This window comes from Klebsiella sp. (genome assembly GCF_027492335.1).
In the GTDB taxonomy this organism is placed as follows: Bacteria; Pseudomonadota; Gammaproteobacteria; order Enterobacterales; family Enterobacteriaceae; genus Klebsiella; species Klebsiella huaxiensis.
In genome coordinates this window covers 209,262-236,109 of sequence record NZ_JAPUEW010000008.1, presented here as the reverse complement: position 1 = coordinate 236,109, position 26,848 = coordinate 209,262, and the positions used below count along the sequence as shown (strand labels likewise).

Annotated in this window: 24 protein-coding genes, 1 tRNA gene and 1 pseudogene; 11 read left to right on the top strand and 15 right to left on the bottom strand. The window is 49.9% G+C overall.

The window, feature by feature from the left end; genetic code table 11:
• Positions 1-6 precede the first annotated feature (6 nt).
• Together QVF11_RS03135 and QVF11_RS03130 are read right to left on the bottom strand one after the other, a co-directional pair.
• The gene (locus QVF11_RS03135) at positions 7-1,047 is read right to left on the bottom strand and encodes a sugar ABC transporter substrate-binding protein (RefSeq protein ID WP_142512127.1); all 1,041 of its coding nucleotides are present in this window, start codon (positions 1,045-1,047) and stop codon (positions 7-9) included.
• Positions 1,048-1,110: 63 nt separating this feature from the next.
• Positions 1,111-2,091 (bottom strand): TIM barrel protein, encoded by a 981-nt coding sequence (locus QVF11_RS03130; protein WP_112215387.1) that lies wholly within the window; start codon positions 2,089-2,091, stop codon positions 1,111-1,113.
• A gap of 501 nt (positions 2,092-2,592) precedes the next feature.
• On the opposite strand from QVF11_RS03130, the gene QVF11_RS03125 reads away from it, so the two are divergent.
• The 3 genes from QVF11_RS03125 to QVF11_RS03115 all read left to right on the top strand — a co-directional run bounded on the left by QVF11_RS03125 (position 2,593) and on the right by QVF11_RS03115 (position 7,071).
• A complete protein-coding gene (locus QVF11_RS03125) occupies positions 2,593-3,459 on the top strand; it encodes a GNAT family N-acetyltransferase (protein ID WP_287855195.1) in 867 nt (288 codons plus the stop codon).
• Between the two features lie 265 nt (positions 3,460-3,724).
• On the top strand, positions 3,725-5,836 hold the full coding sequence (locus QVF11_RS03120) for a TonB-dependent receptor (protein ID WP_287855194.1): 2,112 nt from the start codon (positions 3,725-3,727) through the stop codon (positions 5,834-5,836).
• Between the two features lie 26 nt (positions 5,837-5,862).
• Positions 5,863-7,071 carry a YncE family protein gene (locus QVF11_RS03115; RefSeq protein WP_287855193.1) on the top strand — a complete coding sequence of 403 codons (1,209 nt, stop codon included), beginning with the start codon at positions 5,863-5,865 and terminating at the stop codon, positions 7,069-7,071.
• Between the two features lie 45 nt (positions 7,072-7,116).
• Here the strand turns inward: QVF11_RS03115 and QVF11_RS03110 are convergent, their stop codons facing one another.
• On the bottom strand, positions 7,117-7,992 hold the full coding sequence (locus tag QVF11_RS03110; protein ID WP_287855192.1) for a LysR substrate-binding domain-containing protein: 876 nt from the start codon (positions 7,990-7,992) through the stop codon (positions 7,117-7,119).
• Between the two features lie 138 nt (positions 7,993-8,130).
• On the opposite strand from QVF11_RS03110, the gene QVF11_RS03105 reads away from it, so the two are divergent.
• Together QVF11_RS03105 and QVF11_RS03100 are read left to right on the top strand one after the other, a co-directional pair.
• A complete protein-coding gene (locus tag QVF11_RS03105; protein ID WP_287855191.1) occupies positions 8,131-8,973 on the top strand; it encodes an MBL fold metallo-hydrolase in 843 nt (280 codons plus the stop codon).
• Between the two features lie 184 nt (positions 8,974-9,157).
• Positions 9,158-11,134, top strand: a complete 1,977-nt coding sequence (locus QVF11_RS03100; RefSeq protein ID WP_287855190.1) for a glycoside hydrolase family 28 protein — start codon at positions 9,158-9,160, stop codon at positions 11,132-11,134.
• Between the two features lie 67 nt (positions 11,135-11,201).
• Here QVF11_RS03100 and QVF11_RS03095 read toward each other — a convergent pair whose 3' ends face one another.
• Both QVF11_RS03095 and QVF11_RS03090 read right to left on the bottom strand, forming a co-directional pair.
• On the bottom strand, positions 11,202-11,693 hold the full coding sequence (locus QVF11_RS03095; protein WP_287855189.1) for a hypothetical protein: 492 nt from the start codon (positions 11,691-11,693) through the stop codon (positions 11,202-11,204).
• Positions 11,686-12,444, bottom strand: coding sequence for a winged helix-turn-helix domain-containing protein (locus QVF11_RS03090; RefSeq protein ID WP_287855188.1), 759 nt, complete (start codon positions 12,442-12,444; stop codon positions 11,686-11,688). The genes QVF11_RS03095 and QVF11_RS03090 overlap by 8 nt, the downstream gene beginning before the upstream one ends.
• A 531-nt stretch (positions 12,445-12,975) precedes the next feature.
• Here QVF11_RS03090 and QVF11_RS03085 point away from each other — a divergent pair.
• Positions 12,976-13,296: a hypothetical protein gene (locus tag QVF11_RS03085; RefSeq protein WP_139538902.1), complete on the top strand. Its 321-nt coding sequence runs from the start codon at positions 12,976-12,978 to the stop codon at positions 13,294-13,296.
• A gap of 339 nt (positions 13,297-13,635) precedes the next feature.
• On the opposite strand, the gene QVF11_RS03080 is transcribed toward QVF11_RS03085, so the two are convergent.
• The 3 genes from QVF11_RS03080 to QVF11_RS03070 are packed head-to-tail and all read right to left on the bottom strand — an operon-like array spanning position 13,636 to position 16,453.
• The gene (locus QVF11_RS03080) at positions 13,636-14,349 is read right to left on the bottom strand and encodes an MgtC/SapB family protein (protein ID WP_139538901.1); all 714 of its coding nucleotides are present in this window, start codon (positions 14,347-14,349) and stop codon (positions 13,636-13,638) included.
• 31 nt (positions 14,350-14,380) lie between these two features.
• A complete protein-coding gene (locus QVF11_RS03075) occupies positions 14,381-15,616 on the bottom strand; it encodes an MFS transporter (RefSeq protein ID WP_287855187.1) in 1,236 nt (411 codons plus the stop codon).
• Positions 15,617-15,628: 12 nt separating this feature from the next.
• Positions 15,629-16,453: an MBL fold metallo-hydrolase gene (locus QVF11_RS03070; RefSeq protein WP_287855186.1), complete on the bottom strand. Its 825-nt coding sequence runs from the start codon at positions 16,451-16,453 to the stop codon at positions 15,629-15,631.
• 334 nt (positions 16,454-16,787) lie between these two features.
• Here QVF11_RS03070 and QVF11_RS03065 point away from each other — a divergent pair, with 334 nt between their 5' ends.
• Positions 16,788-18,962 carry an extracellular solute-binding protein gene (locus QVF11_RS03065; protein ID WP_287855185.1) on the top strand — a complete coding sequence of 725 codons (2,175 nt, stop codon included), beginning with the start codon at positions 16,788-16,790 and terminating at the stop codon, positions 18,960-18,962.
• Positions 18,963-19,086: 124 nt separating this feature from the next.
• On the opposite strand, the gene QVF11_RS03060 is transcribed toward QVF11_RS03065, so the two are convergent.
• Positions 19,087-20,262 carry an MFS transporter gene (locus QVF11_RS03060; protein ID WP_287855184.1) on the bottom strand — a complete coding sequence of 392 codons (1,176 nt, stop codon included), beginning with the start codon at positions 20,260-20,262 and terminating at the stop codon, positions 19,087-19,089.
• The gene (locus tag QVF11_RS03055; protein WP_287855183.1) at positions 20,259-21,449 is read right to left on the bottom strand and encodes a serine hydrolase domain-containing protein; all 1,191 of its coding nucleotides are present in this window, start codon (positions 21,447-21,449) and stop codon (positions 20,259-20,261) included. The genes QVF11_RS03060 and QVF11_RS03055 overlap by 4 nt, the downstream gene beginning before the upstream one ends.
• 115 nt (positions 21,450-21,564) lie before the next feature.
• On the opposite strand from QVF11_RS03055, the gene QVF11_RS03050 reads away from it, so the two are divergent.
• Positions 21,565-22,473 carry a LysR family transcriptional regulator gene (locus QVF11_RS03050; protein WP_287855182.1) on the top strand — a complete coding sequence of 303 codons (909 nt, stop codon included), beginning with the start codon at positions 21,565-21,567 and terminating at the stop codon, positions 22,471-22,473.
• A 34-nt stretch (positions 22,474-22,507) separates the two neighbouring features.
• Here the strand turns inward: QVF11_RS03050 and QVF11_RS03045 are convergent, their stop codons facing one another.
• From QVF11_RS03045 to QVF11_RS03030, 4 genes and pseudogenes are all read right to left on the bottom strand, one after another.
• Entirely contained in the window at positions 22,508-22,804 is a 297-nt protein-coding gene (locus tag QVF11_RS03045) for a hypothetical protein (RefSeq protein ID WP_287855181.1), read from the bottom strand.
• A gap of 140 nt (positions 22,805-22,944) precedes the next feature.
• The gene (locus QVF11_RS03040) at positions 22,945-23,430 is read right to left on the bottom strand and encodes a DNA-binding protein (RefSeq protein ID WP_287855180.1); all 486 of its coding nucleotides are present in this window, start codon (positions 23,428-23,430) and stop codon (positions 22,945-22,947) included.
• Between the two features lie 193 nt (positions 23,431-23,623).
• Positions 23,624-23,698 (bottom strand): annotated as a pseudogene (locus tag QVF11_RS03035) (integrase); the annotation flags it as partial.
• A 175-nt stretch (positions 23,699-23,873) separates the two neighbouring features.
• Positions 23,874-23,950 (bottom strand) — tRNA-Arg (locus tag QVF11_RS03030).
• 298 nt (positions 23,951-24,248) lie between these two features.
• On the opposite strand from QVF11_RS03030, the gene folD reads away from it, so the two are divergent.
• Positions 24,249-25,115 (top strand): bifunctional methylenetetrahydrofolate dehydrogenase/methenyltetrahydrofolate cyclohydrolase FolD, encoded by an 867-nt coding sequence (gene folD / locus QVF11_RS03025; RefSeq protein WP_112215396.1) that lies wholly within the window; start codon positions 24,249-24,251, stop codon positions 25,113-25,115.
• A 1-nt stretch (position 25,116) separates the two neighbouring features.
• Entirely contained in the window at positions 25,117-25,329 is a 213-nt protein-coding gene (gene ybcJ, locus QVF11_RS03020) for a ribosome-associated protein YbcJ (RefSeq protein WP_110273138.1), read from the top strand.
• A 32-nt stretch (positions 25,330-25,361) separates the two neighbouring features.
• On the opposite strand, the gene QVF11_RS03015 is transcribed toward ybcJ, so the two are convergent.
• Complete coding sequence (locus tag QVF11_RS03015; RefSeq protein ID WP_112215397.1) at positions 25,362-26,105, bottom strand: SDR family oxidoreductase; 744 nt, start codon at positions 26,103-26,105, stop codon at positions 25,362-25,364.
• 180 nt (positions 26,106-26,285) lie between these two features.
• Between QVF11_RS03015 and QVF11_RS03010 the strand changes: the two genes are divergently transcribed.
• Entirely contained in the window at positions 26,286-26,819 is a 534-nt protein-coding gene (locus tag QVF11_RS03010) for a metal-dependent hydrolase (RefSeq protein WP_287855240.1), read from the top strand.
• Positions 26,820-26,848: the final 29 nt, after the last annotated feature.

The window sequence follows — 26,848 nt, the reverse complement described above, 5'->3', positions numbered from 1 at the left end:
CGCACCTTATTGTTGGGTCAGTAGCTGACGTAACGCGTTGTTATCTTTAGTCGAAAACGCATCAACGTTCTCTTTGGTAATTAATGCCTGAGGGGTGGAGATTACGCGCGACAGTTTCTGACCGTTAATCAGACGAATCATGACATCCATAGCCACTTCACCAGTCAACACGGGGAAACTATCTACCGTACCGGTCAATTCACCGCGCTTGATTGAGGCATAGGCATCGGAAATCCCGTCGGTGCCGAACACAGAAACCTGTCCGGATTTCTTGAGAGAGCGAACGGCTTCCACTACGCCGAGTGCCATGGTGTCGTTATTGGAATAAAAACCTATCAGGTCGGGATGCTGTTGCAGGATAGTGCTCGCCGCGTTGAATGCCTGCTCGCGACTCCAGTTGGCCGGTACGCTGGCAACAATGTTAAATTTGCCGTTCTCTGCAAGCGTTTCTTTAAACCCACGGGTGCGTTGCCCGGCCGCATAAACACCAGGCTGGCCTTCGATTACCGCCACCTTTCCCCCCTGTGGATGATGCGCGATGAACCATTTAGCCACGCGAACGCCGTTATCTTTCTGCACGTTCCCGACGTAATATTGCGCGTTGGGCATAACAGCGTCGTTCACGTTAATCACCGGAATCCCCTTTTTCTTCGCGCTTTCCAGCGCCGGGGAGAGGTTGATATCCGTCTGCGGAGATACCAGCAGGCCATTAAACCCCTGAGAAATCAGGGTTTCAGCAATGGAAAGCTGGCCTAGCTGATCTTCTTCATTGGCCGCTGCCTGATAGGCCACGGTGAAACCATAACGACTGGCGACGTTTTTATAGCCCTCCCCCAGAGAGCGCCAGTACTCATTGGTCAACGTTTTAGATACACCGCCGATTTTCAGCGACTTATCAGCCGCCGGTAGCGGGCCGTATTTGCTTTCCAGTTGAGACCAGTCAGTTCGATCCGGCTCAGTATCGGATTGTAGCGGCGGTAAATCCGCCGCATAGACGCTTGAACACAACAGAGATGAAGCGAGTACAGAGAGTAATATTTTTTTCATTTTTCAGCCTTTATTCTCATTATGTTTATCGTGGACCTGACGGCTTTGTCAGCATCATTGGTGCTAGCGGGCTAGCATGATGTCATTAACAATTTGTTGAGAGGCGACGGCGTCCTGCCGACCGATGGCATCCAGCAACGGCTGGTTGTTTTCCAGTTTTTCACACAGTTTCAGCAGTCGCGTGACGGTGGCAATATTCGTTTCAGCCTCACGAATGGGATCGAGGCCGCTGGCATCCGGGAAGGTGTCAAAGTAATAGGCCCCCTGATAACCATCGCGGCGCATTTGCCACAAAAACTCAAGGGTTGCTCGCGGGTTAACAGAGGCTGCCATCAGTCCATCATCTCGTTTTCCCCAACCGTCATTCAGATCCAGTCCTAACAGACGGGAACGGCGCGCAACCATGGCCGCCGCGTAGGCCGGAATTTCATTGGCGAAGAGAACGTGCGCAAAATCAAGGGTGATCCCAAGGTTTGGCGCTCCGGCTTCTTCAACTGCCAGCAGGCAGGTGGTTACGTTCGGGAAGATGCTAAACGCACGCGGTTCATTCGGTTTATATTCGATACTAATATCAATATCCGGCGCATATTCCGCGATCTCACGTACTGCGCCGACCGCATCGTCCCAGATTTTTTTGTAATCAGCCTGGAAGCAATAATCGAAACCATCCTGCCCCATCCAGAGCGTCATCAACCTGGAGCCAAATTCACGCCCGGTATCAATACCGCGCTTAGTTAACTCGATTGCCTCGCGGCGAATTTTTGGATCCGGATGAGTAAACGCGCCAATACGATACTGCGGAGCATCCCAGCGCATCTGCATACCGTTCACGGCAAGACCTGCGTCTTCAATCGCCCGACGCATGGTATTGATATCGTCGTTCATATGCTGAGGGAAGTTCAGATCAAGATGGGTAAGGCCCTTTACTTTCCCGGCACGTTCAATCATCTGCAATACGGTTGGCTTCCCCTTCAGCTCCGGCCAATAGAGATAAGCCCCTGATGCGAAAGAGTTCAGACGGGTGGCGAACTTTAATTCTGACATGTTATGCAATCCTTCAAATACAGTTGTGATGTACTTTATCTTTTCACGGTTTTTTGTGAAGTTGTTTTAAACATACTCAGCCCGCTTCAATAAGCAAGCGCAATCGCGAAACGTCTGAAAGTTTTGCGATCTCTCTCACGAAAGCAATAGTATGCAAAACTGCAGAAGTGCCCTGGGGTTTATGTAACAGGAAATGGGTAATCTAAAGAGGCGTTCAGGATGAGGTTACTTCACAAATTAAAATTTAATTGTAAATTAACATACTTGGATCTGCGGTTTTTGTATTGCTACTCTTTCAGAGGATAAGAAAGGTTCAGCCTTAGGCGGTTTAACCACAAACAGCTTAACTGTGACCGAGCCAACGTCCTGAAAGATAGCTTTAGGCTGAAACTGTACAAACAGAATAAAAACACCATACTCAACGCCAAAAAGGTGATAGAGAGAGGATGTCTTACCTGAAGGCCTGTCGGATATTAAAACGGATAAAAAAGGAAAATGACGATGACCTGGAAATTAGTTAAGCAAATTGTGCACAATGACGTTTTAAGAAATAGCTTCATTGACCTGGCGATTAAAACCTTCGACCTCTCCTTTAAAGAGTGGTATCGCAAAGGTTACTGGACCGACGCCTATATTCCCTACGCTCTGGTGAGCAACAATAAAGTGATTGCTAACGCCTCTGCCAATATCATCGATCTGGTCTGGCAAGGTGAAGCCCGCCGCTATATTCAAATCGGTACCGTGATGACCGATGTCGACCATCGAAACAAGGGGCTGGCCGGGCAGCTTGTTAATGAAATTCTGGCGGACTGGCAGGATAAAGCCGACGCATTCTTTCTCTTCGCTAACCCGACAACCGTTGATTTTTATCCAAAATTCGGCTTCGAGCGCACCGACGAGCATCAGTATATTATGCCGGTGATGCCCGCAGCAGGCGACTTCCGCAAGCTGGATATGGACCAACCGGAAAACGTTGCGCTATTGCGGCAGTACTATCAAAAATCGAATCCATTTTCGCAACTGCGGATAGAGGATAACTTCGGTTTATTAATGTTCTACTGCTCCGCTTTTATGAAGCACTTCGTCTATTATTCAGAGAAAAATCAGGCTATCGCGATTGCGATGCAAAACGGTCCGGCGCTGATCTTTTTTGATATTTTCTGCGATAGCGGCCGCTCGCTACCGGCCATTATTAACGAACTTGCCGATAAAAATACTTATCAGGCCATACTGGGCTTTACCCCCAAAGAGAACCGGGTTGGCGAGTATGAAAAAATCGAAGGGGAAGATATTTTGTTTATCTACGGACAAAAAGAAAATATCTTCAAAGAGAATAAGCTGATGTTCCCGCTGTTATCCCACGCCTGAATCTGAGCAGCAGCCGTATCCCGATGGCTGCTGCGCTTCTCTTCTCAGCCTCTGCACCCTGCAGTTTTCTTCCGGCCAGCTACAAAATATAGCGACTAGCATATAATAATGAAAATCGTTATCATCAGAAACAAATAATTACATCTGGCATTAGATTTTAATTAAAACGCTTTAAAAAGAGCCAGAACACGCTAATAACGGTACACCGTCAGTTAGCCGTGAGCAGTGTCATCAATTTACCTTATGGATAAAGGAGAGATGACGCATGAGCACGCATACCGCCGCTCAACACCACGCTTCAACTGACCGGTCAGAACCGATTGAGTCAGCGAATTTTTCCGGGTTTCCCGCCCTTTTAGTTGGCCTGTGCTGCCTGCTTCCTCTTAATGTACTCGCCGCAGAGAGCGAAGAGCAGGAGAAAAAGCGCACGGATAGCAGTTATCAGGATCAGGATCTGATGATCGTTACCGGCGAAAAAACCGCTCGTTCGCTACTCGATACCGGCTCCAGCGTTGAGGTATTCGATAGCCGACGGATCGACAGCATGCCGGGAGCTGAAACCGTCTCTGACCTGATGCGCATGACTGCCAACACCGTCGATATCGGTATCGGTAACGATCTGCCAACCGTACGCGGGGTGGATGGTTCCGGGCCGAGCACCGGAGCCGGAGCGTTTCTCAGTGGGACCCGTCCGCGCCTGGGGCTTTCTCTTGATGGTCGCTCGCTGACCTATAACGAACAGGCCTACGGTCCGCAGTCGCTGTGGGATATGGAACGGGTGGAAATTTTTCGCGGACCGCAGAGCTATATTCAAGGCCGTAACGCCATTGCCGGGGCCATCGTGATGACATCAAAAGACCCGGATTTTGGCTGGGAGAGCGCCTTCAAAGGCGGCGCGGGTAATCAGCACTCATCCCAGCTTGCCGCGATGGTTAACGCTCCGCTTATTGAAGAACAACTGGCCTTCCGCGCCAGCGTTGATCGCCAGCGGCGGCGCAGCGATATCGATTTACCAGCCTACGATCCGGTCGGCGATCCGAGCGAAGTACAAACCACCAGCGCTCGCGCGAAGCTGCTATTCAACCCGGCAGGTCTGCGCAATCTCACCACCAAACTCACCTTCAACCACTCCGATAGCGGAGCTCCACAAAACGAAAGCCTTAACCCGATGCCACACCCGACCAGCTCCCGTTACGACTGGCGGCGGGCGGTGTTTAAAAGCAACGTCAATAGCGGTATCTGGGATCTTGCCTGGGAAGGCGATGACGGCCTGCGGCTGGAAAACCGCTTTATTTACACTGGGTTCCACATTAACCGCTACGTCGCCGACGGCCTGCCAAAAGCCAAAATCGATGGTTCTGAAGTGCACGTCGAACCCGTCGTGCACTTCGGCAATAGCGACAGCCGCCTGCGGGGCTTTGCCGGATTACGCTATTTCGACGCCTCACAGGATGAGTCAGTCTATATCTTTGGCGGTTCCACCTTCACCGATGATACCCGCACCAGTTCAGCCTACGGCGAGCTGACCTGGGCGGTCACGCCGCAGGTGGATATTACGACCTCCACCCGCCTTGAGCGCGAGCACCGCAAACGTCTCGGCGGCAGCCAGAGCGTGCGCATTGATTTTGACGAAACTTACAACGTCTTTTTACCGAAACTGGACGTCGCCTGGAAACCGGAGGCCAATCAAACCTGGGGCGCACGCGTTGCGCGAGGCTATAACGCCGGCGGCGCGGGGATCACGCTGAGCGCACCGATCACCAGCTACACCTATGACTCGGAATACGTCTGGAACTATGAGCTTTATACTCGCCACGCCCTGAACGATGGCAACGTAGTCTTAACCGGCAACCTTTTCTACAACGACTACAAAGATATGCAGCTCCCCTATTACCTCGCCGCCAATTCTACGGTAATCCGTAATGCCGATAAGGTTGAAACCTGGGGCGCAGAGATGGGAGCCACCTGGACACCGCGTTGGGATCTGGAGCTTTCCGGCAATATCGGTTTACTGAAAACCAAAATTGCCGAATTCCCCGGCAGCGGCGTTGAAGGTCACGAGCTGGCCCGCGCTCCTGCGTATACCGCCAACGTCGGCGCCGCCTGGCAGGTTGCCAGCGGCTGGGAGCTGAGCGGCAACGTCGCCTTCTCCGACTCCTACTACTCCGCCTACGACAACGACTCACGTGGTCGTATCGGCTCTTATTGGTCGGCGAATGCGCAGCTGGCTTACACCTTTATGTACGGTCGGGCGACGTTGTTCGCGCAAAACCTGTTTGATTCCGACCGCAAGGTGATGGTCAGCAGCAACGATGTTTATACCGCCATTCAGCAACGCTCACGCCTGGTCGGTGCCGCCGTGGAATTACGCTTTTAACGAACACCTTAATTGGAGATAACAGGATGTCTGGGATCCACTTTCGTTTATTTACCGCCTTGCTGATGGCAACGGCGACATTCGCTCAGGCGCAGGAGACGCTTATCAAGCCGGAGGATATTCATCGCGCCGCCGTCGCGCCAGCGGTGGTTGAGCTGGCCTGGAGTGCAAAACAAAATGCCGTGTTTGTCAGCTCGCCGGACTGGAAGGATGAGAAAAAATCGACCGTTCTGCGCCTCAATCCGCAAACTCTGGAAACGCAGGCCACCATCTCTATTGATGTCAAAGGTTTTGGCGTCGCGCTGGACGATGAGAATAATCGTCTCTATTTGACCGAAGGCTTCAACGGCAGCGTGGGGATTGTTGATACCGCCACCAACCGCAGCCTGGGGTCGATAAAATTACAAGATGAGGTCAATATTGAATCAGCCTGGCGTAAAGCGGGCATGAGCGGTGAACGCCTCGATTTTATGCTCGCCGAGCTTAAGCGTTTCAAAATCAGCGAAGGCTATCTGTATAAAGTCCGCGAGGCGCGATTTGATGTCCAGACCGGGCGTCTGTTCCTGCCAGGCCTCGGTTACGGCGTGGACAGCGTGCTCTACGTGGTGAATACCCGCACCGGCAAACTGGAGAAAACCCTTCCCGGCTTCGGTTTCTATGCCGTCGGTATCGCGCTGGATGAAAAAGGACGCCGTGTGTTCGTCTCGAACATGCAGGGTCAGTTGATGACCGTCAATGCCGATACACTGGAAATAACCAGTAAGCATGAGATCCAGGCCGATCAACTGCTGAATCTGGTTTATGACCGCAAAAACGATCGGATTCTGGGCGTTGACCAGGGGATCGATCGCGACAAGTACCGCAACTATCATCTGAAAGAAACCTACACTCGCCGCAGCAGCGGGCATCGCCTGTTCGCTCTGAACGCGCAGGACGGCAAACTACTGACCAGCGTTGAGACCCAGGAAGTGCCGATTTCCCTGCTGCTTGATGAAGAGAAAGAACGGGTTTATGTGACCAATCGCGGCGGCGTGCGGGTGGAAAAAGGCGCAGGCTCGCTTTCCGTCTTTGAGAGTAAGACGCTGGCTCATCTGCAAACCCTTCCGCTGCTTCCACACCCAAACAGCCTGGCGCTGGATAACAAATCGCACGCGCTGTTTGTCACCGTGAAAAACGACGGTGCGGCGGCAAAAGCCAACACCGAAGAAAGCGTAGCGCGAATTCCGCTGCGTTGATAGTTGATTCTTAGAACGTTGAGGCCCGGCTTGCTGTTGGGCCTTTTATTGCACAACCAGCCACTGTTCAAATGCCTGCAGCGCTGATTCATTGATACCCTCTTCCAGCGGCTTTACCAGGCAAAAGCGCTTGCTGAGAGTGCGGGCTACCGGCCAGGGTGCAACCAACAGCCCGTTTTCGAGCTCATTTTCGACATATACATGAGGCACCAGCGCAACGCCCTGTCCGGACAGCGCGGCGGCAATCGCCATTTCGTGCAGATCGTAGCGCACGCCCTGCGCCGGGTTTTCCAGCGTGATCCCGCACTCCTCGGCGTAGCGATGCCAGGCCTCAGGATTCTGCAGTCGATGAATGCGCGGAAGCTCGTTCAGTTGGCTGACGATGTCCCTTCCCGTGAGTAAGGCTGAGTGGCACACCGGCACCAGCCTCTCTTCAAACAAAAATTGCCTGTGCATTCCGGCCCACGCGGGATGCTCGAAGTGAACCGCCGCATCAAAACCGCTGCCAGTAATAATAAACGGATCGGTTCTGACCGCGATATTCAGCGTGATATCCGGATGCTTTCGATGAAAATCGCCCAGGCGGGGGATTAACCAGCGGCTGGCGAAGGTGGGCGGCGCAGCGATTTCCAGACTTCGGCTGCCGTCCGCTGCCCCCATCAGGTACTGGGTATCGCGCTCAAGCCGTTCCAGCGTTTCGCGGACATGGTGCGCGTAGCGCGCGCCGTTAGGATTGAGCCGCACCCGGCTCCCTGTCCGATCAAATAGCTTACAGTCCAACAGGGATTCGAGCCGGGCAATTTGCCGACTGACCGCCCCCTCAGTTAACGAGAGTTCTTCCGCCGCGCGGGCAAAATTACCGTGCCGGGCGGCAGCCTCAAAGGCCTGCAGAGAGGTGCTGCTGGGGAGTTTTCTTCGCATTCTGGCAATCTCGGTTTTTCGGTTTTAGTGACTAAATATCATTGAGTAGTGAAAGAATATCGCTTCCGACCGCTAAATACAGAACATAGCATGATCAAACATCACTCTATTGATTTCTTTATCCTGTAAAAGGTATTTATGCACAATCCCTCATTTATTTCCCGTCAGATTGGCGATTTTCTGGTTACCGCCCTTAGCGATGGCAGCATGTCCGCCAGCCTGGCGCTGCTGTCCGGTATAGATAGCCATGACGCCGGGGAAATCCAGCACTCCGCGGGCATATCCGACCTCGGTAATATTGACATTAATGGTTATCTTATCCGTGGGAGAGGACGAACCATTTTGGTGGATGCCGGTACGGGAGGACTGAATAATGCGGGCGGCGTATTGCTGGAAAGTCTGCAGGCCGCAGGCGTCGCGACGAAAGATATTGATACCGTGCTGTTGACCCACGCGCACCCGGATCATATCGGCGGCCTGCTGGATGCGAGCGGGGCGCCAGTCTATCCCAACGCCCGGCTGCATCTTCACCCTCTGGAAGCCGAATACTGGCAGGATGACTGCATGCTAAAACGGGCCAATGAACGGGGGCAGCGTAACTTCGCCCTCGCCCGCCGCACGCTTGACGCCTGGGCGCACAACCTCAGTTTTCTGGATAATCGTGAAGTGGTCGAGGGTATTCGTCCACTCTGGCTACCCGGCCATACGCCAGGCCACTGCGGGTTTCGCATTGACACAGGCCATAGCAGCCTGCTGATTTGGGGTGATATCGTTCATTTTCCACATATTCAGGCCGCGCAGCCCGCCGTTTCTATCGCTTTTGATTGCGATCCGGTACAGGCCAGAATAACGCGGGAAGCGATCCTTGCTCAGGCCGCAAGCGAAAACCTGCTGATTGCAGGTATGCATCTTGGCGGGTCGGGTTTTGCGCATGTCGTACCCACGTCACGCGGGTATCGTATTGATGACTCACCGGAGTAGTTGGCGCGCGGGTCGGTGATGTCTGTCTACTTGTCACCTTTTCATCGTCGGTAAGCATAAATTTTTCTCTGCTGAAAAATTGAGCTTAAGCGCATTTATTTTCCTGCAAAAATATAAAATATAATTTCATTTTTAATGAAGTTTGGTTTTGTTTTTCCATAAAATATGACATTAAGGAAAATCCATGCGCAATAGCTTCAAACCTTCACGCTGTATGCTGGCACTCACCCTCGCTCTGGCCGGGGTGGCAAGCGGCTGTAATGACAACAGCGGCGCGAATGATAACCACCAGGATGCGCCCGCTTCCGCGCCGCAGAATGTGATGGTTCCGATACTTTCTGCCGATGAAAACAGCCTGGTGCTGGTCTGGGAAAAACCGGAGTCAGAGACGGAACAGGTCGTGGACTACGTTATCTATCGTGACGGCGAGCGGCTGGGTAGCGCAAGAGACAATCAGAACCACTATTCCCCGGCAAAGCCCTATATTGATAACTTTTACCAGCACGTTGCCAGCGACGGCTGGCAGCAGCAAATCGACCTGCGTACTTATACCGTCGGCGGCCTGAAGCCGGATACGGAATATGAATTTACGATACGCGCGGTCTATGCGGAGGGTAAAGAATCCCCGGATAGCGCCATAATTAAAGCGCGCACCAGTAAAACCCCACATATTATTGAAGCCAAAGCGTTCGGTGCGAGAGACGATGGCACAACGTTGAATACCCAGGCCTTACAGCAAGCGATTGATAGCTGTACCGTCACGCAATATCCGCAGGGTTGCAAGGTGGTCATTGCCGGCGGCGAATTCAAAACCGGTGCACTCTTCCTGCACAGCGATATGACGCTGGAGATTGCGGCTGGCGCGACGCTGCTGGGCTCGGAAGATCCGGCTCAATATCCGCTGGAAAAAGGCTATTACCTCTATCCCTACAGCGATCATCCGCAGCCTCGTCGCCCGCCATCATTAATTAACGTGCTGGAAAGCAACGATAAAGGCAAATCCCCCGCCGGAACGTTTCGTAATATTCGCATCGTCGGCCAGGGGACCATTGACGGCAACGGCTGGACCCGGGGCGTAAAAAACGGCGGCGAGGCGACGATTACCGATGAACTGGGTAACGAGTTGCCGCAGTACCGCGCGAGCAATGCTAAAAAAGTCAGCACAGACGGCATTCTGGCAAAAAATCAGACCGAGGAAGCCATCGGCGAAGGCGTTGAAAGCAATAACGCCTATAAAAACCGCCGTTCCAGCCTGATGACCCTGCGCGGCGTGCAAAATCTCTACCTTGCCGGACTCACCATTCGTAACCCCGCCTTCCACGGCGTGATGGCGCTTGAGTCGGAAAACATTACCCTTAACGGGCTGATCCACCAGACTTTTGATGGCAATAATGCCGACGGCGTGGAGTTCGGCAATAGTCAAAACGCTTTAGTCTTCAATAACTTTTTCGACACCGGAGATGATTGCGTCAACTTTGCCGCCGGGTTTGGTAAAGGGGCGGAAACCTTCCATCAAAAACCACAAAGCGGGGCCTGGATCTTTAATAACTATTTCCGCAAAGGCCACGGTGCCGTGGTGACCGGCAGCCATACCGGGGCATGGATCGAGAAAGTTCGCGCCGAGGATAACGTGATGTATATGACCGATGTTGGCCTGCGCATGAAGAGTCGCCCCTACTATGGCGGCGGCGTGCGCGATGTACTGTTCCGCAATAACGCGATGCAGAATATCGCTAAAGAACCGTTTGTTTTTACGATTAAATACAGCGCGGATGTGAATGATACGACGCCAGCCGATGAGCCCGCTCAGTTCCGCGATGTTCAGGTACAGAACGTCACCGTTGACGGTACTTCGGCGAAAAACAGCATTCTGGTGGATGGGATGACCATCGCCGAAATGGCGGAGTCATTTGGACTAACTTACTCTCGCGATGCTTATCACCAGAATTTGCGTTTTTCCAACGTCAAATTCCGCAATACCAAAGCCACCAGTATCTCTTTCCTCCACGACAGTCAGTTTGATGAAGTGACGTTCGCCAACACGCCGCAGGCCTGGGAATTCTTCGCGGTAAATGACGTCACACTCGCCGATAGCCTCCATCAGCAGAGCATCACCAGCGGGGAGAATGACAAAGTGACTCTGGAAGGGGCAACGAAGTAATATCGTTCCCGGCGGCGCGAGTCGTCGGGGATTTTCAGTAATTCAAAACATAACGAATATCCGCCGCTCATCTATCCATAGTAAAGACACAGGTCATAGCCGGTGCATTAAGTGTTCCCCAGACTATATAGTCTCTACTTTTGGTAAAGATAAATATGGGCGATTTTCCTGATAGCCCCATTATATCGTAGATTGGCATAACCAGGTTATCAGGAGCATCTCCATGTTTATTATCACGTCGCTCCCCGGGCTGGATTTTGTATCGCCCTTCGCCTACCTCCAGATAATCAAAAGTAATATCCTGCGAAAGATAGTAAGATTCATCGCCATCGACTATTTTTCCCGACAACGCAATATAGCCAGTGTTATTACTCATATCAAATAAAACACGACCATCAAAGGTATATGAATCACTCAACGCTGAAATAGTATAAAAAATACTTGCCTCACATGTTTTTATTTTATTCTTCCTGCTCAGGAAATCTAATAAATAAAAAACAATAGCAATTACCACACAACACAAAAAAATAGAGTATAGATAGAATTTATTCTTAATCACGTTGCCTCCATTTATTTGCATAGACATTATTACAGTAGATGATTTTATTGCTTATGCTATCCGCAGGGCAAAATGAGGAAAATATTTCTCCAGACCGACCATGAAGTACGCTTCTTGGGACATAAATTATCAACCTGGCCGGATTGCTCTGACAATACTCAAGCAGGACTGGATGATGCATAGTCAGAACATTAATAATTTTCCCCTGCATACTCTCTGGAATCTGGACGTAAGATTTTATGTGGCACTGTCCAATACGAGTCAGGTTATCCGATTCTTTCGATAGGATCGATGTTGCAGCAACTTCATATTTTATGGCAAAAATAAAAATCAGGCTGCATACAAGAGCCATAGCGCCACCGAGTTTCAGGTGACGAAATCTTCCTGGAGGGGAGACTCCCTTAACGACTTCATCACATCGTTTTATTTTGATCTCTGCTGAGAGAGAGAAACCAGCGCCGGGGATTGTCAAAATAGCATTATCTATTCCCGTTAAGGATAATAACTTCTTTCTGAGAATACTAATATACTGATTTAAAGAGGAATTTGATGCTGCATGCCCCCGCGACTCCCACACCTTCTCTAACAGGCTTTGCCGGGACACGACCTCACCATGAGATGCAATCAGTATAGCCAGAATATGATTAGCCGTTTTTGTTAACTGGTGTTTTTCCGTTACGCCAATATCGATATGAATGAGTTTACCCGACCCAGAGTTATAAAATACTTTGTTTTCGATTAAGTACTTCATAATGATTCGGCATCCTGTGAACACCACGGTTGCTGCGGCAAGAGAAGTCCTTGGCATATTCAGCCCTGCCGCATCCCGGGAAGATTGAAGTAATGTAGCGTGTTGGTAAATCAATGGTATCAATAAAAGCATACTAAATGTTATACAGTTAATCACTTTATTTTAATTATGTGTGCAGCCTCAAAATTATGAGCACATAAGAAACAACAACCAACACATTTAAATGATTTAGAATAATTAAAAACAAAAACATACATTAAGTATCAAACCATCACACTTTACAGCGATTAAAACCTAATAAAAAACATTTAAATTTCACGTAAAAATTCTTTTTCAAATTAAAATTACATTATAAATATTTAAAAATTAATCTATTGAACCTTTTACATCTATAATTATTGACAAATAAATTCCGCATTGAATTAATGGTTTTTTCTTTATATATTTTAAAACAAGAACACTCAGTCACTTCATGCAGATAATCTGTTGAATTTGACTTAGTAAGTAACATTAATAATTAAGAGGAAAATCATGCATAGCTATCGTTGGGCCAAATTTCTTATTGCTGGCGCAAGGTATAATGACAGTCATTTATTGCTCGTAGAGTTTTATATCCACCATGAGTTAGATGGCATCATTAAACCTGGAATTTGCAGGAACAGACAATGGATATTGAGCCATTTAGTTAATGGTTCAACCCTGTTCACTCTGAATCAGAATAATAACAAATGGGAAAAGAAAGACAGAGTAATTCTCAATCAGGTCGCGGGTAGGTATTATATCAGAACCCATCCATCCCCTCATCCTGGGGATGATATCGGTTATCATTTTGCGCAAGGCTGCATGATTTAACTGGAAATATAACATCTCTATTTTTAACTACAGGTTTAATACGAATGTGGCGAATATGTTCAATTTTAGACATTACCCGTAGTAACCATGAGAGGCCATTAGTAATAATCGTAGATGAAAAAATGCATCTGCGTATCGTCAGACCACCCCTCTCATGCGAACAAATAAGAAAGATAAGTATTGAAAAGCTTGAGGAGATTATCATCAGAGAATTAAACTAGCCTGTACTATCCGTGAATAACCACGACCGTAATGTCAAATTTTCGCATTTGGCATTACAGTGCTTCCCCATACACCAATAAGCTGCGTATGGGGCTAGCGTCCATCGCTTCAGCCAACTCAATGTTCAAGAGCAATTGCACAAACGTGCTCAACATGAGTAAGATCGTGGTACAAGTCGGGTAAGGTCATCTTTTTACGAATGACAACTTTTAAGTTAACCTCTATTTTCCCTTTTTTAATATCTCTGATGGTAATGTTTTCAATAATATTCTTTTGCTGATGAATACGTGTTATCAAATTTTCAAGCGCATCGCGTTCATCAAGAATAACTCGAACTTTCACTTTACCTGGAAATTGATTCTTAGTTTGTAAGAAAATGATAAATGGACTCAATTTTATTGCCAATAAAAATAACCCTGTAGCAAAAAATGCGTGAAAATAAAAACCGGCACCGCAGGCGATTCCCATCCCGGCAGATGCCCAGACGATTGCCGCTGTCGTGAGACCAGAAATAGCATCGTCGTGTCGGTGCAGAATCACTCCCGCCCCCAGAAAACCCACGCCACTGATAATCTGAGCCGCCAGACGCATTGGATCGCTACGAATATTCATCGAAATTTCTGCATAGTATTCAGCTGACTGTATTGAAACAACAGTTAACACGCAGCTGGCGACAGACAAAATGACACAAGTTTTGAATCCGACGGGTTTCCCTTTCGATTCTCTTTCAAGGCCAATAATGCCACCCAGAATAAACGCAATGCTGATTTTGACGATCGTAACTAACGGTAAAAAACCTTGTTCATTGATAATGGCGGCCAGATTATTCATGCAATTACCTTAATGAGACATCCTCAATAATTCAGGAATTTGCTTTTTTCAGGGAGAGATCTGTTTTGCGTTTTGAAAGATCATCCAGGAAGAAAATCAGGAAGAAGACGCTCACCACCGCGGCAACACCGGCAGAAACTAACCAGAATGTCTCCCATTGCGGTAAAGCCTCAGGACCTTGTTCAGTCACAGTACTGTTAAAGATCTGCCCGCATACGGTAGAGGCGAACAGTAGGCCCACGCCGTTGGAGACGATAAATCGCAAACTTTGGGCTTGCGCTTTAATCTCTGGCGCGGCTTTACGGTCAACATAAATATCGCCCACGGTAAAGAAAAAGTCCCAGCAGAAACCCTGTAACATCAAACCGATCAGCACAAACATCATGTTGGCATCCAGAGAGGCATGGGCAAACAACAGCGTACGAATGATCCAGCAAACAGCGCCAAGCATCAGAGTGATTTTGAAGCCTGCTTTCAGTAGGAAGAACGACAGGAGGAACATGAAAACGACTTCACAGGCAATGCCTACCTGCATCATTGTTGCAGCGTTATCAAAACCAAGTGCTTTTAAAAAGACTGGAATATAGGCGGAGTAAGCAGTTTTTGGGATCATAAGTACAAAAATACTGAGCATCAGAACCGTGAAGCTACGATCTTTGAAGAGTGCCAGAGCATCCAGACATAAGAGATCGCGAAGGGTAAAGGCACTCCCTTTAGCTCTTGGCGGGGTATTCGGTAACGTAAAGCAATATAGGCCAAGAACGACGCCGGAGGCTGACGCAATATACCAGGTGATAGTGTTGCCGGAAAAACCCATTTCACCAATGATAAAGCCGATAACCATAAAGCCAAATGTGCCAAAAACACGTATAAACGGGAAGTATTTTACCCCGTTAATATGGCTGAAACTGATACTATTTGCCAGCGCAGTTGTTGGATAAAAAAGTAGTCCAACGAGAAAAATCATGGTCAGCGTCATGCCCGTGTTTTGTGCTTCGATGAACTGCGGAACAAACAACAGAATGCCAGCATTAATTAAATGCAGGATCGCCATGACTTTTTGAGATGAAAAAAAGCGGTCTGCTACCATGCCAATAAATAAAGGTGAGAGAATGGTCGCCAGTCCAAGTAATGCATAGGATGAACCAATTATGGTCGCCATACCATAGGTGCTTAATACCAGCCCCATGGTCATATTCCATGCCCCCTGCATAAAGTACTGTATGAACATCATAATCAACAGGCGTGGTGTTTTATTAAGGTCCATATTGCATATCCTTTATTGGTTGATGCTCAGGTTAAGCCCATCCCAGGCGACAAGAATGTTCTCTTTATCGCACGCCGCCACGAGCTCATCATGTAGCAGGCCGCCGCTGTGTGAAATATGTGAGACGATGAGTTTACTTTTTTTATTAAGGCAGCCCAGCTCTGCAAGCCTGTCTCTGGCGGCGAAGACCGTTTCCAGACTCATATGGTTATTCGTACGATTGTCGCCATTAAAGCCGTAGGTACATTCAAGAACGGCCAAATCAATTTTTTTCCCTTCCAGCCACTGCCAGGTAAGCTCAGGAAACCAGCCAGAATCATGGCCATAGAAAATTGACTGGCCTTCTTTTTCGATAAACCAGGTATAACAAAGCTCCCATCTAGCATGGTTAGCCAGCAATGGGGTAATACGATATCCACGGGTTTCAACCGTCACGAAGGGCACCAGGCAATGAAAAGCAAATCTTTCAGCGCTGTAACCCGGCAAAACCTCTGCCGCACCGTTAATGGCGCGATCATTCCCAAAGATATGTAGCGGATGAGTAATTTCAAATCCATAACCTTCCATTCGGCTAAAAAGATCGCCGACGTTAAAATGATCGGGATGAGTATGGGTAAACAGTAGCGACCTGATCTCCGTTGCGTCCAGACCCTCACGAAGCAGTTGCTGGCTGAATTCAGGTGCGACATCAATCAACAGTTCATCATCAATAATCGCTGATGAGTGTGTACGTAAGTCTTTTCCTTTACGTATGCGAGCGTGTTGACAGTGCTCACAGCGGCAAAAAGGATTAGGTATCCCTTCAGATGCCGCCGTTCCCAGAAAATGGATCTTCATGATTTCCCTCTTATCACAAACATAAACGCTGTTTTTTTAATCTATAATGTAATAAAACGTAATTGGAACGTGTCAATTATCATTCTACTCTTTCATGCAAACAACGATCTTTTCTCTCAGAAGTGATCCCCTTCAAGGATTTATTATTTTTATTAATAATTTCATTATATTGCAATACAAACCACATTATTAAGTGATTTAGACTTAAGTAGATCGAGAATTTTTTGAGTAAAAATCACTCAATTTAATTTTGTAACGTTCAAATAATATCAACTACGATAGTTTCCGGATGAACGCCGTGCTAGCATCGAAGCATCAAAGAAAGGATTTAAAAATGCCAACTATCAAAGACATAGCAAGAATTGCCGGTGTGTCGCACGGAACCGTATCTAATGTTCTCAATGGCAGAGGAAATGTGAGTGTTGAAAAGATTGAAGCGGTTCAACGCGCAGCTAAGGAAGTTGGCTATCAGTTAAATGCGCAGGCGCAATCTCTGAGAGCCAGCAAAAGCCAAGGAATAGCGCTGATTTTGCCGGATATCAATACGGAGCAGTACTATCAGCTTTATCGGGGTCTGCACCAGGCCTGTAAGCCTTCGTTAAGCGAACCATTGGATCTTTATCTGACGAATGACCTATCCAATCTGGAACTGGAGATTCTGCAAACGCTGACGGCGAAGTCTTACCAGACTATTGTCACCGTCAGTTGCCTGAGCAACAGCCAACCCTATTACGAAGTGCTCAAACTGCCTGCGGAGAATATTCTTTTTGCATATCGGCAACCTGCTGGGGCTGAATATTACTTCAGTCTGGATTACGCGACTGCGGGTGAAGAAATAGCAAAAAGGGCGTTGATGCAGCAACCGAGCCATATCGGCATTTTCTGCGAACCGATTGAATACGCTCACAGCACATCTTTTATTCAGGCGATACAGGAAACATGCCGAGCGTTGAGTCCGCATACTAAACTCACGATTTTACCGGCACTCGCCAGTGAATCGAACACCGTCGCATTTGATTTTTTCCGCGGGGCACCACCTGATCTTTTTATCGTTCAGAATAGTGATAAAACGCGTGCATTGACGCAAGCAGCCTGGTTTGGTAGTTCGCGGTCCTGTCCACCAGTACTGCAATTGAGTGATAATCTGCCTGCTGCTTTCGAGGGCGTCACAAGCTACCAGATGGATTATGGTCGCCTGGGGACATCAATGGCTTCCCACATTCGTCAGCCCAAAAACCAAGATAAGCATCGCATTCTGACCAATTGCGGTTTTTCTTTGAATGGCCAGTCCGTACAGCCGCCTGAAGCCGAGGCAGCGCTGAATATGTTGATTTTGCCTAGTCCCTCAACCGATGCGCTGAAGAAACTATTACCCCACTTTTATCGCCAGACTGGCATTAAGGTAAATCTCGCGGTTTATCCTTATGATGAAGTGTTTGAAATTCTCTCCCACCTTCATCTGCATCCCTATTACGATCTGCTACGAATCGATATGGCATGTTTTCCCTGGTTTGCGGAGAAAGTTTTATTACCTCTGGAGTCTGTTTCCCCTACCCTTCCGCTACTCCTGGATAACTTCTCTGAGCAAATTCAGCAGCACTTCGGCCTGGTGAATGGAACCGCCTGGGCAATTCCTTTTGATGCTAGTATGCAGCTCTTGTTTTACCGACGCGATCTCTTTGAGGATGCGACGATAAAACGGATGTTTTATGAAACAACGGGTAAAGAATTAACGCTGCCTGAGAACTTTGCACAATTCGATGAAATAGCGGCTTTCTTCAGTAAGCTGCATCAACCTGATAACCGGCTGCGCCCGATGGGAACGGCAATAACACTGGGTAGTTCAGGGCTTATTGCCACCGAATATCTGCTGCGTTATTACGCTCTCGGCGGACGTCTGGTGCGTGAAGGTGAACCCGTGCAGTTGGATGCTTCACTCGCCGCAATCGCTCTTGATCAGTACCTGCAACAACTTTCCGTCGCGGTGAATCTACCCGGAGAGTGGTGGAGTGACGCTGTTAAACAGTTTGAGCGCGGAAATCTTGCCATGCTGATTATGTATCTCAACTTGTTCAATGACGTTGCGCATACGGCCATTGCCCCTACAATCGGCTATGCTCAGGTTCCGGGACAGATTCCACAGCTGGGAGGGGGGTCTATTGGTATGTCCCGCTACAGTAAAAAGAAAAAACAGGTTGAGCAGTTCTTCCACTGGCTCTATTCCGATGAAATTGCGCGCCATCTGGTTCTGTTAGGAGGGAACAGCGCCTGGTCCGGAATCAGCCACGATCAAAACGTTCTCAACGTCTATCCGTGGTTTAATTTATTGAATGAAAAAGGAATGTCAGGAATAAGGGAGTCTCAGGGGAATAAAGGGGTGCCCTTTAACCTACGACAGGCAGAGATAATTATCGGACAAGGCGTAACGAACGCGATTAATGGCATTATGGATGTCTCCCAGGCCGTGGAATACATTAATGCGCGGATAAAAAATGAAACCGGCAGCTAGCAATATGAAAATGTTCACTTCTTATTTGTATTAACAGATTTTATTCTGCCTGTAGTGCTCACGCTTTTACCTGCGTGAGCATTATGACCTGGGAATAGCGAGGATGGCGAGGTTACATCAGATTTCATTCTGGTGAAGCCGGAAAACCGCTTTCTTTAGCAAACCAGACCGTCAGGAATGTTACGATCAGCAGCACTAGCAGTACGGGGGAGAACGCACCGACACCGATGTGGCCCAGCAGCACGCCGCCAACAATACCTCCGCTGGCAATAGCAACGTTCCAGGCCGTCACCAACATCGACTGCGCGACATCCGCAGCCTCGCCAGCGCTCCTGGCCAGCGCGGTCTGAAATAAGGTTGCTGAGCCACCGAAAGCCAATCCCCAGACGCCCACCGCAGCATAAACCGCAGTAGCATGGGTACCGGCTATACCCAATATCAAAGCCGTAAGTCCGAATAAAACCGTGCTTACCAGAGTTAGCGTACGCAGATACCGATCAATCAGCGCCCCGATGACCCCGATGCCCATTACTGAAGTTATTCCAAAAATCAGCAATATCAAATCCGCGCGATCCACCATTCCAGCTATCGCCAGAAATGGGGCAATATAGGTATAGAGGATGTTATGTGCGAGAACAAATGCCAGCACCACAAGCAATACAGAGCAAATCCCCGGTAGAGTGTACACGTGCCGCAGCGACAGACGTTTATTCGCGGATTGCCCTGCGAAGTCCGGTACTTTCAGTCTCACCCAGACCATCAATAGCAGCGCCATCAGGCTTATGCTGCCAAAACAGATGCGCCATCCCACCAGATTGCCGATAAAAGTACCGGCAGGTACCCCCAGAGAAAGCGCCAGTGGCGTACCGGCCATCGCAATAGCGATGGCCCGGCCCTTCTGATGTTCTGGCACCATTCGCGCCGCATAGCCAGCCAGCAGCGCCCACAATAATCCCGCCGAAACACCCGCCAGGAAGCGCGCCATCATCGTTAGCGCGTAGCTGGCAGAGAACGTCGTCACCGTGTTAGCGATGGCGAAACCGGCAATGGCCGCCAGCAGCAATGGCCGACGAGGAATCCCTTGTGTGGCAGCAGTCAGCGGAATAGCCGCCAACAGGGAACCGATGGCGTAAATGGTAACAGTCTGGCCAGCCCATGCCTCAGAAATGCCCAGGCCTTGCGCCATTTGGGGCAGAAGACCTGCCGGAAGTGCCTCGGTCAGTATGGTAATAAAAGCCGCCGTGGCAAGCGCCAACAGCGATCCGATCGGCATGCGCTCCCGAATTGTCGATGCCATCATTTAGTCCCCAGGGCACAGTAAACCGCATCGCGCAGGTCAGTGACAAAACGACCCGACATGCCTTCGTATAAGGTGTTAGTGAAAGCAACGACGCTAAGCCCCTGCGCCCGATCCACGAACCAGGAGTGGCCGTAAGCGCCTCCCCAGCGCCAGGTCCCTTCTGTCTCGGGGGAAGCAGCCGCCATCCGATCGCGTAGAACCGAAAATCCCAGCCCAAATCCGAAGCCCGGCGCATTGGGCAGTTCATGATTAATCGCCCAATCGCGTCCCATTTCCGCAATCAAGTCGCTGGGCAGAATGGCGCCACTATCTTGACGCAAGGCTTCCAGCAGACGCATAAAATCTTCGGCTGTTCCCGCCATGCCAGCGCCACCCGACGGAAATGCCTGCGGATCGAAGATGCGTTCAGGGCTGTAGCTAATGCCGACGGCCCCCTCAAAGGGGGAAACGATTTCACCCTCCTCCAGCAGGTGCGGCTGCGGCTTATCATTTACCCAAGCGGTCGCTACGCGCTGCTTATCAAGGACAACGAAACCTGTATCCGCCATTCCCAATGGTTCGGTCACAAGCTGGCGCACGGCCACATCGAGTGGTTCGCCACACACTCGCTCGATTAAAGCTCCCAGCACATCGGTTGCCAGCGAGTACCCCCACCCCGTACCCGGCTCGTACAACAGCGGTACGCTAGCGAGGCGGCGTAAATTCTCAGCCAGCGTGATACCGGACCTGTCCATACCGTCCGATACGCCGGCCCGTGCGTAAGGGCCATTCACAGCGGCCTCAAAGAATCGGTAACCTAGCCCAGCCGTGTGGCTCAGCAGTTGCCACACGGCGATCCGCGCCGGTCGGCCATCGGCCAGCAGCGGGCTGAACTCAGGTAGCCAACGTTCAACAGCGTCGTTTAGATTGAGCTTGCCTTGCGCCACCAGCACCAGCGCTGCCGTTGAGACAATTGGCTTACTCACCGAAGCTAACCGGAAGATTGCATCCAGGGTCATCGCGCGATGATGTTCGCGATCGGCCCAGCCAGCGGCCTGGCGGTGAATCAGTGCCCCGTCGCGAGCTACCAGTACCACCGCACCGACCAGACGATGCTCATCCAATGCCTGTTGGACAACATTCTTAATGCGGTCAGTTAAACGCGCCAGCGGAGTACCTGTGGGCAGCGAAAATGCGGGAATCGACATTGGGAATTCCTTTCATTGATAAACATTCCCGCATGATAGAAACGCTGTTATTAAAGAAAAAGTAGGGTACAGTTCCTTTCTTAGCGGAACTATTTGTCCGCAATGGAGGTATCTGGTGGACAATCTTAACGGCTTCGTGGTGTTTGTGCGGGTCGCCGAGACGCGCAGCTTCGTTGCGGCTAGCCGATTGCTCGGCGTGTCGGCATCAGCCATTGGTAAAAGCGTGGCAAGGCTTGAAGAGAAGCTCGGCGTACGCCTGTTTCATCGCAGCACACGCAGTATCACGCTGACCGCCGAAGGTACGCTATTTCTTGAACGCAGCCGTCGTATTCTTGCCGAGATCGAGGCCGCGGAGCTGGAGCTCTCACAGGCGACGAGCGCGCCGCGCGGCCGCTTGCGGGTCAGCCTGCCCCTGGTCAGTTCGCTGGTACTGCCGGTGCTCGGTGAGTTCATGCGCGAATATCCCGCTATTGAACTGGATCTGGATTTCACAGACCGATTGGTTGAGGTGATTGAAGAAGGATTCGACGTGGTGGTCAGAACGGGAAACCCGACAGACTCGCGTCTGTCAGCGCGGAGATTGGGTACCTTCCGCTCAGTGCTGGTCGCCTCCCCCGATTACCTGGCACGGCGAGGTATACCCAAAGTTCCTTCCGATCTGCAGGAACACTCCTGCCTGCACTACCGCTTTCCCAACAGCGGTAAACTGGAATCGTGGGCGCTGCGGCAAGCGCCCGGAGACCCCGAGCTGCAGCTTCCCACCTCAATGATTTGCAACAACATTGAGACGCGAGTATGTTTCGCCCTTCAAGGGCTGGGAATCGCCTATTTGCCGGAATTCTCAATCAGGGAACAGCTGGCAAATCAAAGTTTGCGCTCTGTTCTGGCAGAACATGTGGAACGCACCGGTGCCTTCCACGTACTCTGGCCCGCCAGCAGACATCCTTCGCCTAAAGTTCGGGCCCTGGTGGATTTCCTCTGCGCCCGGGTATTCCCGGTCTCTGGCACCAGGCTGCAACACTGAACTGACGGAAAGCTTTGATAGCAGTAAAGGTGGCTTATATTTGTTGAGATTGGCGCCAGTCGTTAATCATTTCTTTGGTCACCTCTTTTTTGTAGCAAACGGGCGCATAGCCTCCGGCTTTGCTCCAGGCACTGCGCCTGCCGCAGGAACTGCCGTTTCTGGCCCGATTAAACGGGCAGGCGCAAACCCCGGGATAAGAGGCAATTGAGTCATCAATAATCTGCTGCTTAACCTGATCATCGGTTAATTGCGCTGATTTAGCGACGGCGGTATCCGACGTAAAAATACATACCGACACCAGCACGGCGATACCAAGTCGCTTAACGTCCATGGTGATTTCTCTGAGGGAAGGTGAATACTTAAACTACGCGGCGGAAAGTAAGATGGTGTTGATCTTTCTCAATAGAGTTAAATATCTATTTGAAACGGATTGTTGATTCCGCCATAAGGAACCTGATCGACATTCAGTACTTATTCATTATCTTTCTCCTGAATATATTCGCTAATTGTCATTTTCGAATCACGAATGCGATCTGAAATTTTACGGAACCGGTCTTTCCAGTCAGCTGGTAAATTTTTTACCTGGGCTATCTTACAAGCGACACCATATGGTGTACGCCCAAGTTTTTCGGCCAGCCAGAAAAGATGATCTCCAATCTCCTCCTCCGGAACAGGCTCTAATACTTCCCTGAGCATGGACTCATCGGAGTCATTCCATGGTATCCCAGCATTTGGAAAACGTGGATCGATAATTTTTTCTTTCTTCTCCATAATACTCTTTTTTACTGACGAAGATTTTTGTAAATAAAGCATAGCAACACGCGCTTTCATTGCCCCGATCGCGGCAACAGCCCTAACCAAATCAAGGCGCTCTGTGCGTGTCAGAAATTTTTCATCACAAATCAAATCATTCAGAGAATCAATTATATTATTAAGATTTTCTTCAGTTATATTCATATTCTATCCTTAGCGATAAATTCCCAAGAGCGAGTTTCGTATCATTACTCATAGTTTCATATATGTCATCCGACCTGGAACATTTTGAGGCTCAATATTGATTATATTGACCAGAATATTTTTAGTACATATCTGTTTATATCACCGCCCATCGCTCACCATCGGGAAGTACTACTACTGTAGCCAATTTCCCCCCACCACCATCAGTGAGTTTGTATTCCTTCTCCTTTGGTTTTGCAGTTTCTATCTGTCGTGCATTTAGTGGCATATGGGGCCCCTAATTTCCATTAAACGAGATGAGCCCCCTCAAAGGTCCCCAGTTACCACTTGATTTAGGTAGGACTGAGTTGACTTCGATAGAACTCGTGACAGAAAAATCCAGTAATATCAGGGAGTATAAAGGATAAAAAAGAGAATTCAGTAGAGGTGTGTTGACTTGAAAATGGTACGCCCTACAGGGCTCGAACCTGTGACCTACGGCTTAGAAGGCCGTTGCTCTATCCAACTGAGCTAAGGGCGCACTGAGAAGTGGGAACTTCATGATGTGCAATCGCCGGGAATTATACGGTGCACACCTGATGAGTCAATGTATTTTGCCGTGAAACTGCGCTTGTCTGCATAACCTGTCTGGTTATGCAGCTAAAGCAGTACAAAGTTTATCCAGGTGCATGTTTCTGCACGCTAACTTCAGTGTTGGTTCGACTCCGGTCAGGCCAAAAGAAAGATAAAATCTCAAACGAAGACTGACAGCGGGGCTGGCTTCTGACAAAATATCACCATCCCCCTTTCGTAAAGATACAGATGGAATCCTCTCTCTGATGGCAGCAAAAATTATTGACGGTAAAACGATTGCGCAGCAGGTACGCTCTGAGGTTGCGGAAAAAGTGAAGGCTCGCGTTGCGGCAGGATTTCGTGCCCCAGGGTTAGCCGTCGTACTGGTTGGCAGCAACCCAGCATCGCAGATTTATGTCGCTAGCAAGCGCAAAGCGTGTGAAGAGGTAGGCTTCGTCTCCCGTTCGTACGATCTCCCGGAAACCACCAGCGAAGCGGAGTTGCTGGAGCTTATCGACACGCTGAATGCCGATAACGCTATTGACGGTATTCTGGTCCAGCTGCCGCTGCCCGCTGGTATTGATAATGTTAAAGTTCTCGAACGCATTTCGCCGGACAAAGACGTCGACGGTTTCCACCCGTATAACGTGGGTCGCCTGTGCCAGCGCGCACCGCGCCTGCGTCCGTGCACCCCGCGCGGCATCGTGACCCTGCTTGAACGTTACAACATCGATACCTACGGCCTGAACGCGGTGGTCATTGGCGCATCCAATATTGTCGGACGCCCGATGAGCATGGAGCTGCTGTTAGCCGGTTGCACCACGACCGTGACCCATCGCTTTACCAAAAACCTGCGTCATCACGTCGAAAACGCCGACCTGCTGATCGTCGCGGTCGGTAAACCGGGCTTTATTCCGGGCGAATGGATTAAAGAAGGCGCGATTGTGGTCGATGTTGGCATTAACCGCCTGGAAAGCGGCAAAGTGGTTGGCGACGTGGTCTATGAAGATGCCGCCGCACGCGCATCGTTCATCACGCCGGTTCCCGGCGGCGTCGGCCCGATGACCGTCGCCACCCTTATTCAGAACACGCTGCAGGCGTGCGAAGAGTATCACGATATTCAGGAGGCCTGAGATGGCGAATTTTTCTTTAGGCAAACACCCGCACGTTGAGCTGTGCGATCTGCTGAAGCTGGAAGGCTGGAGCGAGAGCGGCGCGCAGGCGAAAATCGCCATTGCCGATGGTCTGGTCAAAGTCGACGGCGCGGTCGAAACCCGCAAGCGCTGCAAAATCGTCGCCGGTCAAACGGTGAGCTTTGAAGGTCAAAGCATTACCGTTACCGAGTAAAAAGCAAAGGCGCCACAACCGGCGCCTTAATTTTATCCCCGCCCAACGAACGGCATCTCGTTGGCCATGATCGTCAGCTCCAGTACGTTAGTCGTTGGCGGCAGCGCCGCAATCATCTGAATCGCCGCCGCAACATCGGCCACATCCATCATCGCCTCTGGCGCAATCGTGCCGTTAGCCTGATAAACGCCTTTGCGCATCCGCGCCGAAAGCTGCGTCTCGGCGTTGCCAACGTTAATCTGCCCGCAGGCGATATTATATTGTCGACAGTCGAGTGCGATGGATTTTGTCAGCCCAGTAATCGCGTGCTTCGAGGCGGTATACGGCGCGCTATACAAGCGTGGGGTGGTTGCAGAAATAGAAGCGTTGTTAATAATCCGCCCGCCCATCGGCTGCTGCTGTTTCATTATCTTGATAGCTTCTTTGGCACAGAGGAAGCTGGCGTGCACGTTAAGATTGAACACCCGCTGCCACTCCTCAAACGGGATCTCTTCAATTGATTTCGCCGGACTGTTATTGCCCGCATTGTTAAACAGCAAATCCAGACGACCAAACTGTTCGTGGACGCGCTGAAAAAGTGTCTCAACCTGCTGCGGGTCAGTGACGTCTGCGGCAATCGGAATAAATCGTTCAGCGTCCAGCCCCTCTGCGCACTCAGTAAGCTGCTGCTCGTTACGTGCCACCACGATGACCGCGTAACCCATCTGATACAGGGCCTGCGCCGCCGCATAACCAATGCCTTTACTGCCCCCGGTAACCAACGCCACCTTCTGCATACATCTTCTCCCTTATGATATTTAGCTTCACGCTAGCGCGTTAGCGAACGAACAGGAATGGTCGCAATGCAAAAAATCAGCGCGCCGATCCATTCATTTGCCCAAAATCAGAATCTGGAGGGAATGTCTTTACCGGGTACAGGGGCGATAATGGCAATTATTTTCTCAGGATTACGGGATATGCCAACCATCATTACCCACGCCGCCGTGCCTTTATGTCTTGGAGCCGGGCTGGGGCTACAGATTATCCCACCACGTCTGTTGCTGGCTGGCGTCGTACTTGCCATGTTGCCGGATGCCGATGTGCTGTCATTCAAGTTCGGCATCGCCTACGGCAATGTCTTCGGCCATCGCGGTTTTACGCATTCCCTCCTGTTTGCGTTTGTTGTTCCGCTGCTTTGCGTATTATTTGCGGGGCGATGGTTCCGCGTCGGCCTGGTGCGTAGCTGGCTGTTTTTGACGGTTTCGTTGCTGTCACATAGCCTGCTGGATTCAATTACCACAGGTGGGAAAGGTGTAGGCTGGCTGTGGCCATGGCTGGATGAGCGTTTCTTTGCACCCTGGCAGGTCATCAAAGTCGCTCCTTTTGCCTTAGCGCAATACACTACGCCATCCGGCCATCAGGTTATTATTTCAGAACTACAGTGGGTCTGGCTGCCGGGAGCCGTTCTGACGCTGTGTTTGTGGGCATATAGAAGCCGGAAAAAAATGTAACGGATTGAATTCAGAGAACTTGTGCTTAT

Excerpts from the sequence above, each read along its gene's own strand:
- QVF11_RS03080 (WP_139538901.1), bottom strand. The coding sequence starts at position 14,349 with ATGAATAATCTGGCCGCCATTATCAATGAACAAGGTTTTTTACCGTTA.
- QVF11_RS03065 (WP_287855185.1), top strand. The coding sequence starts at position 16,788 with ATGCCAACTATCAAAGACATAGCAAGAATTGCCGGTGTGTCGCACGGA.
- QVF11_RS03045 (WP_287855181.1), bottom strand. The coding sequence starts at position 22,804 with ATGGACGTTAAGCGACTTGGTATCGCCGTGCTGGTGTCGGTATGTATT.
- QVF11_RS03130 (WP_112215387.1), bottom strand. The coding sequence starts at position 2,091 with ATGTCAGAATTAAAGTTCGCCACCCGTCTGAACTCTTTCGCATCAGGG.
- QVF11_RS03105 (WP_287855191.1), top strand. The coding sequence starts at position 8,131 with ATGCACAATCCCTCATTTATTTCCCGTCAGATTGGCGATTTTCTGGTT.
- folD (WP_112215396.1), top strand. The coding sequence starts at position 24,249 with ATGGCAGCAAAAATTATTGACGGTAAAACGATTGCGCAGCAGGTACGC.
- QVF11_RS03060 (WP_287855184.1), bottom strand. The coding sequence starts at position 20,262 with ATGATGGCATCGACAATTCGGGAGCGCATGCCGATCGGATCGCTGTTG.
- QVF11_RS03110 (WP_287855192.1), bottom strand. The coding sequence starts at position 7,992 with ATGCGAAGAAAACTCCCCAGCAGCACCTCTCTGCAGGCCTTTGAGGCT.
- QVF11_RS03010 (WP_287855240.1), top strand. The coding sequence starts at position 26,286 with ATGCCAACCATCATTACCCACGCCGCCGTGCCTTTATGTCTTGGAGCC.
- QVF11_RS03085 (WP_139538902.1), top strand. The coding sequence starts at position 12,976 with ATGCATAGCTATCGTTGGGCCAAATTTCTTATTGCTGGCGCAAGGTAT.
- QVF11_RS03120 (WP_287855194.1), top strand. The coding sequence starts at position 3,725 with ATGAGCACGCATACCGCCGCTCAACACCACGCTTCAACTGACCGGTCA.
- QVF11_RS03100 (WP_287855190.1), top strand. The coding sequence starts at position 9,158 with ATGCGCAATAGCTTCAAACCTTCACGCTGTATGCTGGCACTCACCCTC.
- ybcJ (WP_110273138.1), top strand. The coding sequence starts at position 25,117 with ATGGCGAATTTTTCTTTAGGCAAACACCCGCACGTTGAGCTGTGCGAT.
- QVF11_RS03075 (WP_287855187.1), bottom strand. The coding sequence starts at position 15,616 with ATGGACCTTAATAAAACACCACGCCTGTTGATTATGATGTTCATACAG.
- QVF11_RS03015 (WP_112215397.1), bottom strand. The coding sequence starts at position 26,105 with ATGCAGAAGGTGGCGTTGGTTACCGGGGGCAGTAAAGGCATTGGTTAT.
- QVF11_RS03135 (WP_142512127.1), bottom strand. The coding sequence starts at position 1,047 with ATGAAAAAAATATTACTCTCTGTACTCGCTTCATCTCTGTTGTGTTCA.
- QVF11_RS03070 (WP_287855186.1), bottom strand. The coding sequence starts at position 16,453 with ATGAAGATCCATTTTCTGGGAACGGCGGCATCTGAAGGGATACCTAAT.
- QVF11_RS03090 (WP_287855188.1), bottom strand. The coding sequence starts at position 12,444 with ATGAAGTACTTAATCGAAAACAAAGTATTTTATAACTCTGGGTCGGGT.
- QVF11_RS03125 (WP_287855195.1), top strand. The coding sequence starts at position 2,593 with ATGACCTGGAAATTAGTTAAGCAAATTGTGCACAATGACGTTTTAAGA.
- QVF11_RS03040 (WP_287855180.1), bottom strand. The coding sequence starts at position 23,430 with ATGAATATAACTGAAGAAAATCTTAATAATATAATTGATTCTCTGAAT.
- QVF11_RS03115 (WP_287855193.1), top strand. The coding sequence starts at position 5,863 with ATGTCTGGGATCCACTTTCGTTTATTTACCGCCTTGCTGATGGCAACG.
- QVF11_RS03055 (WP_287855183.1), bottom strand. The coding sequence starts at position 21,449 with ATGTCGATTCCCGCATTTTCGCTGCCCACAGGTACTCCGCTGGCGCGT.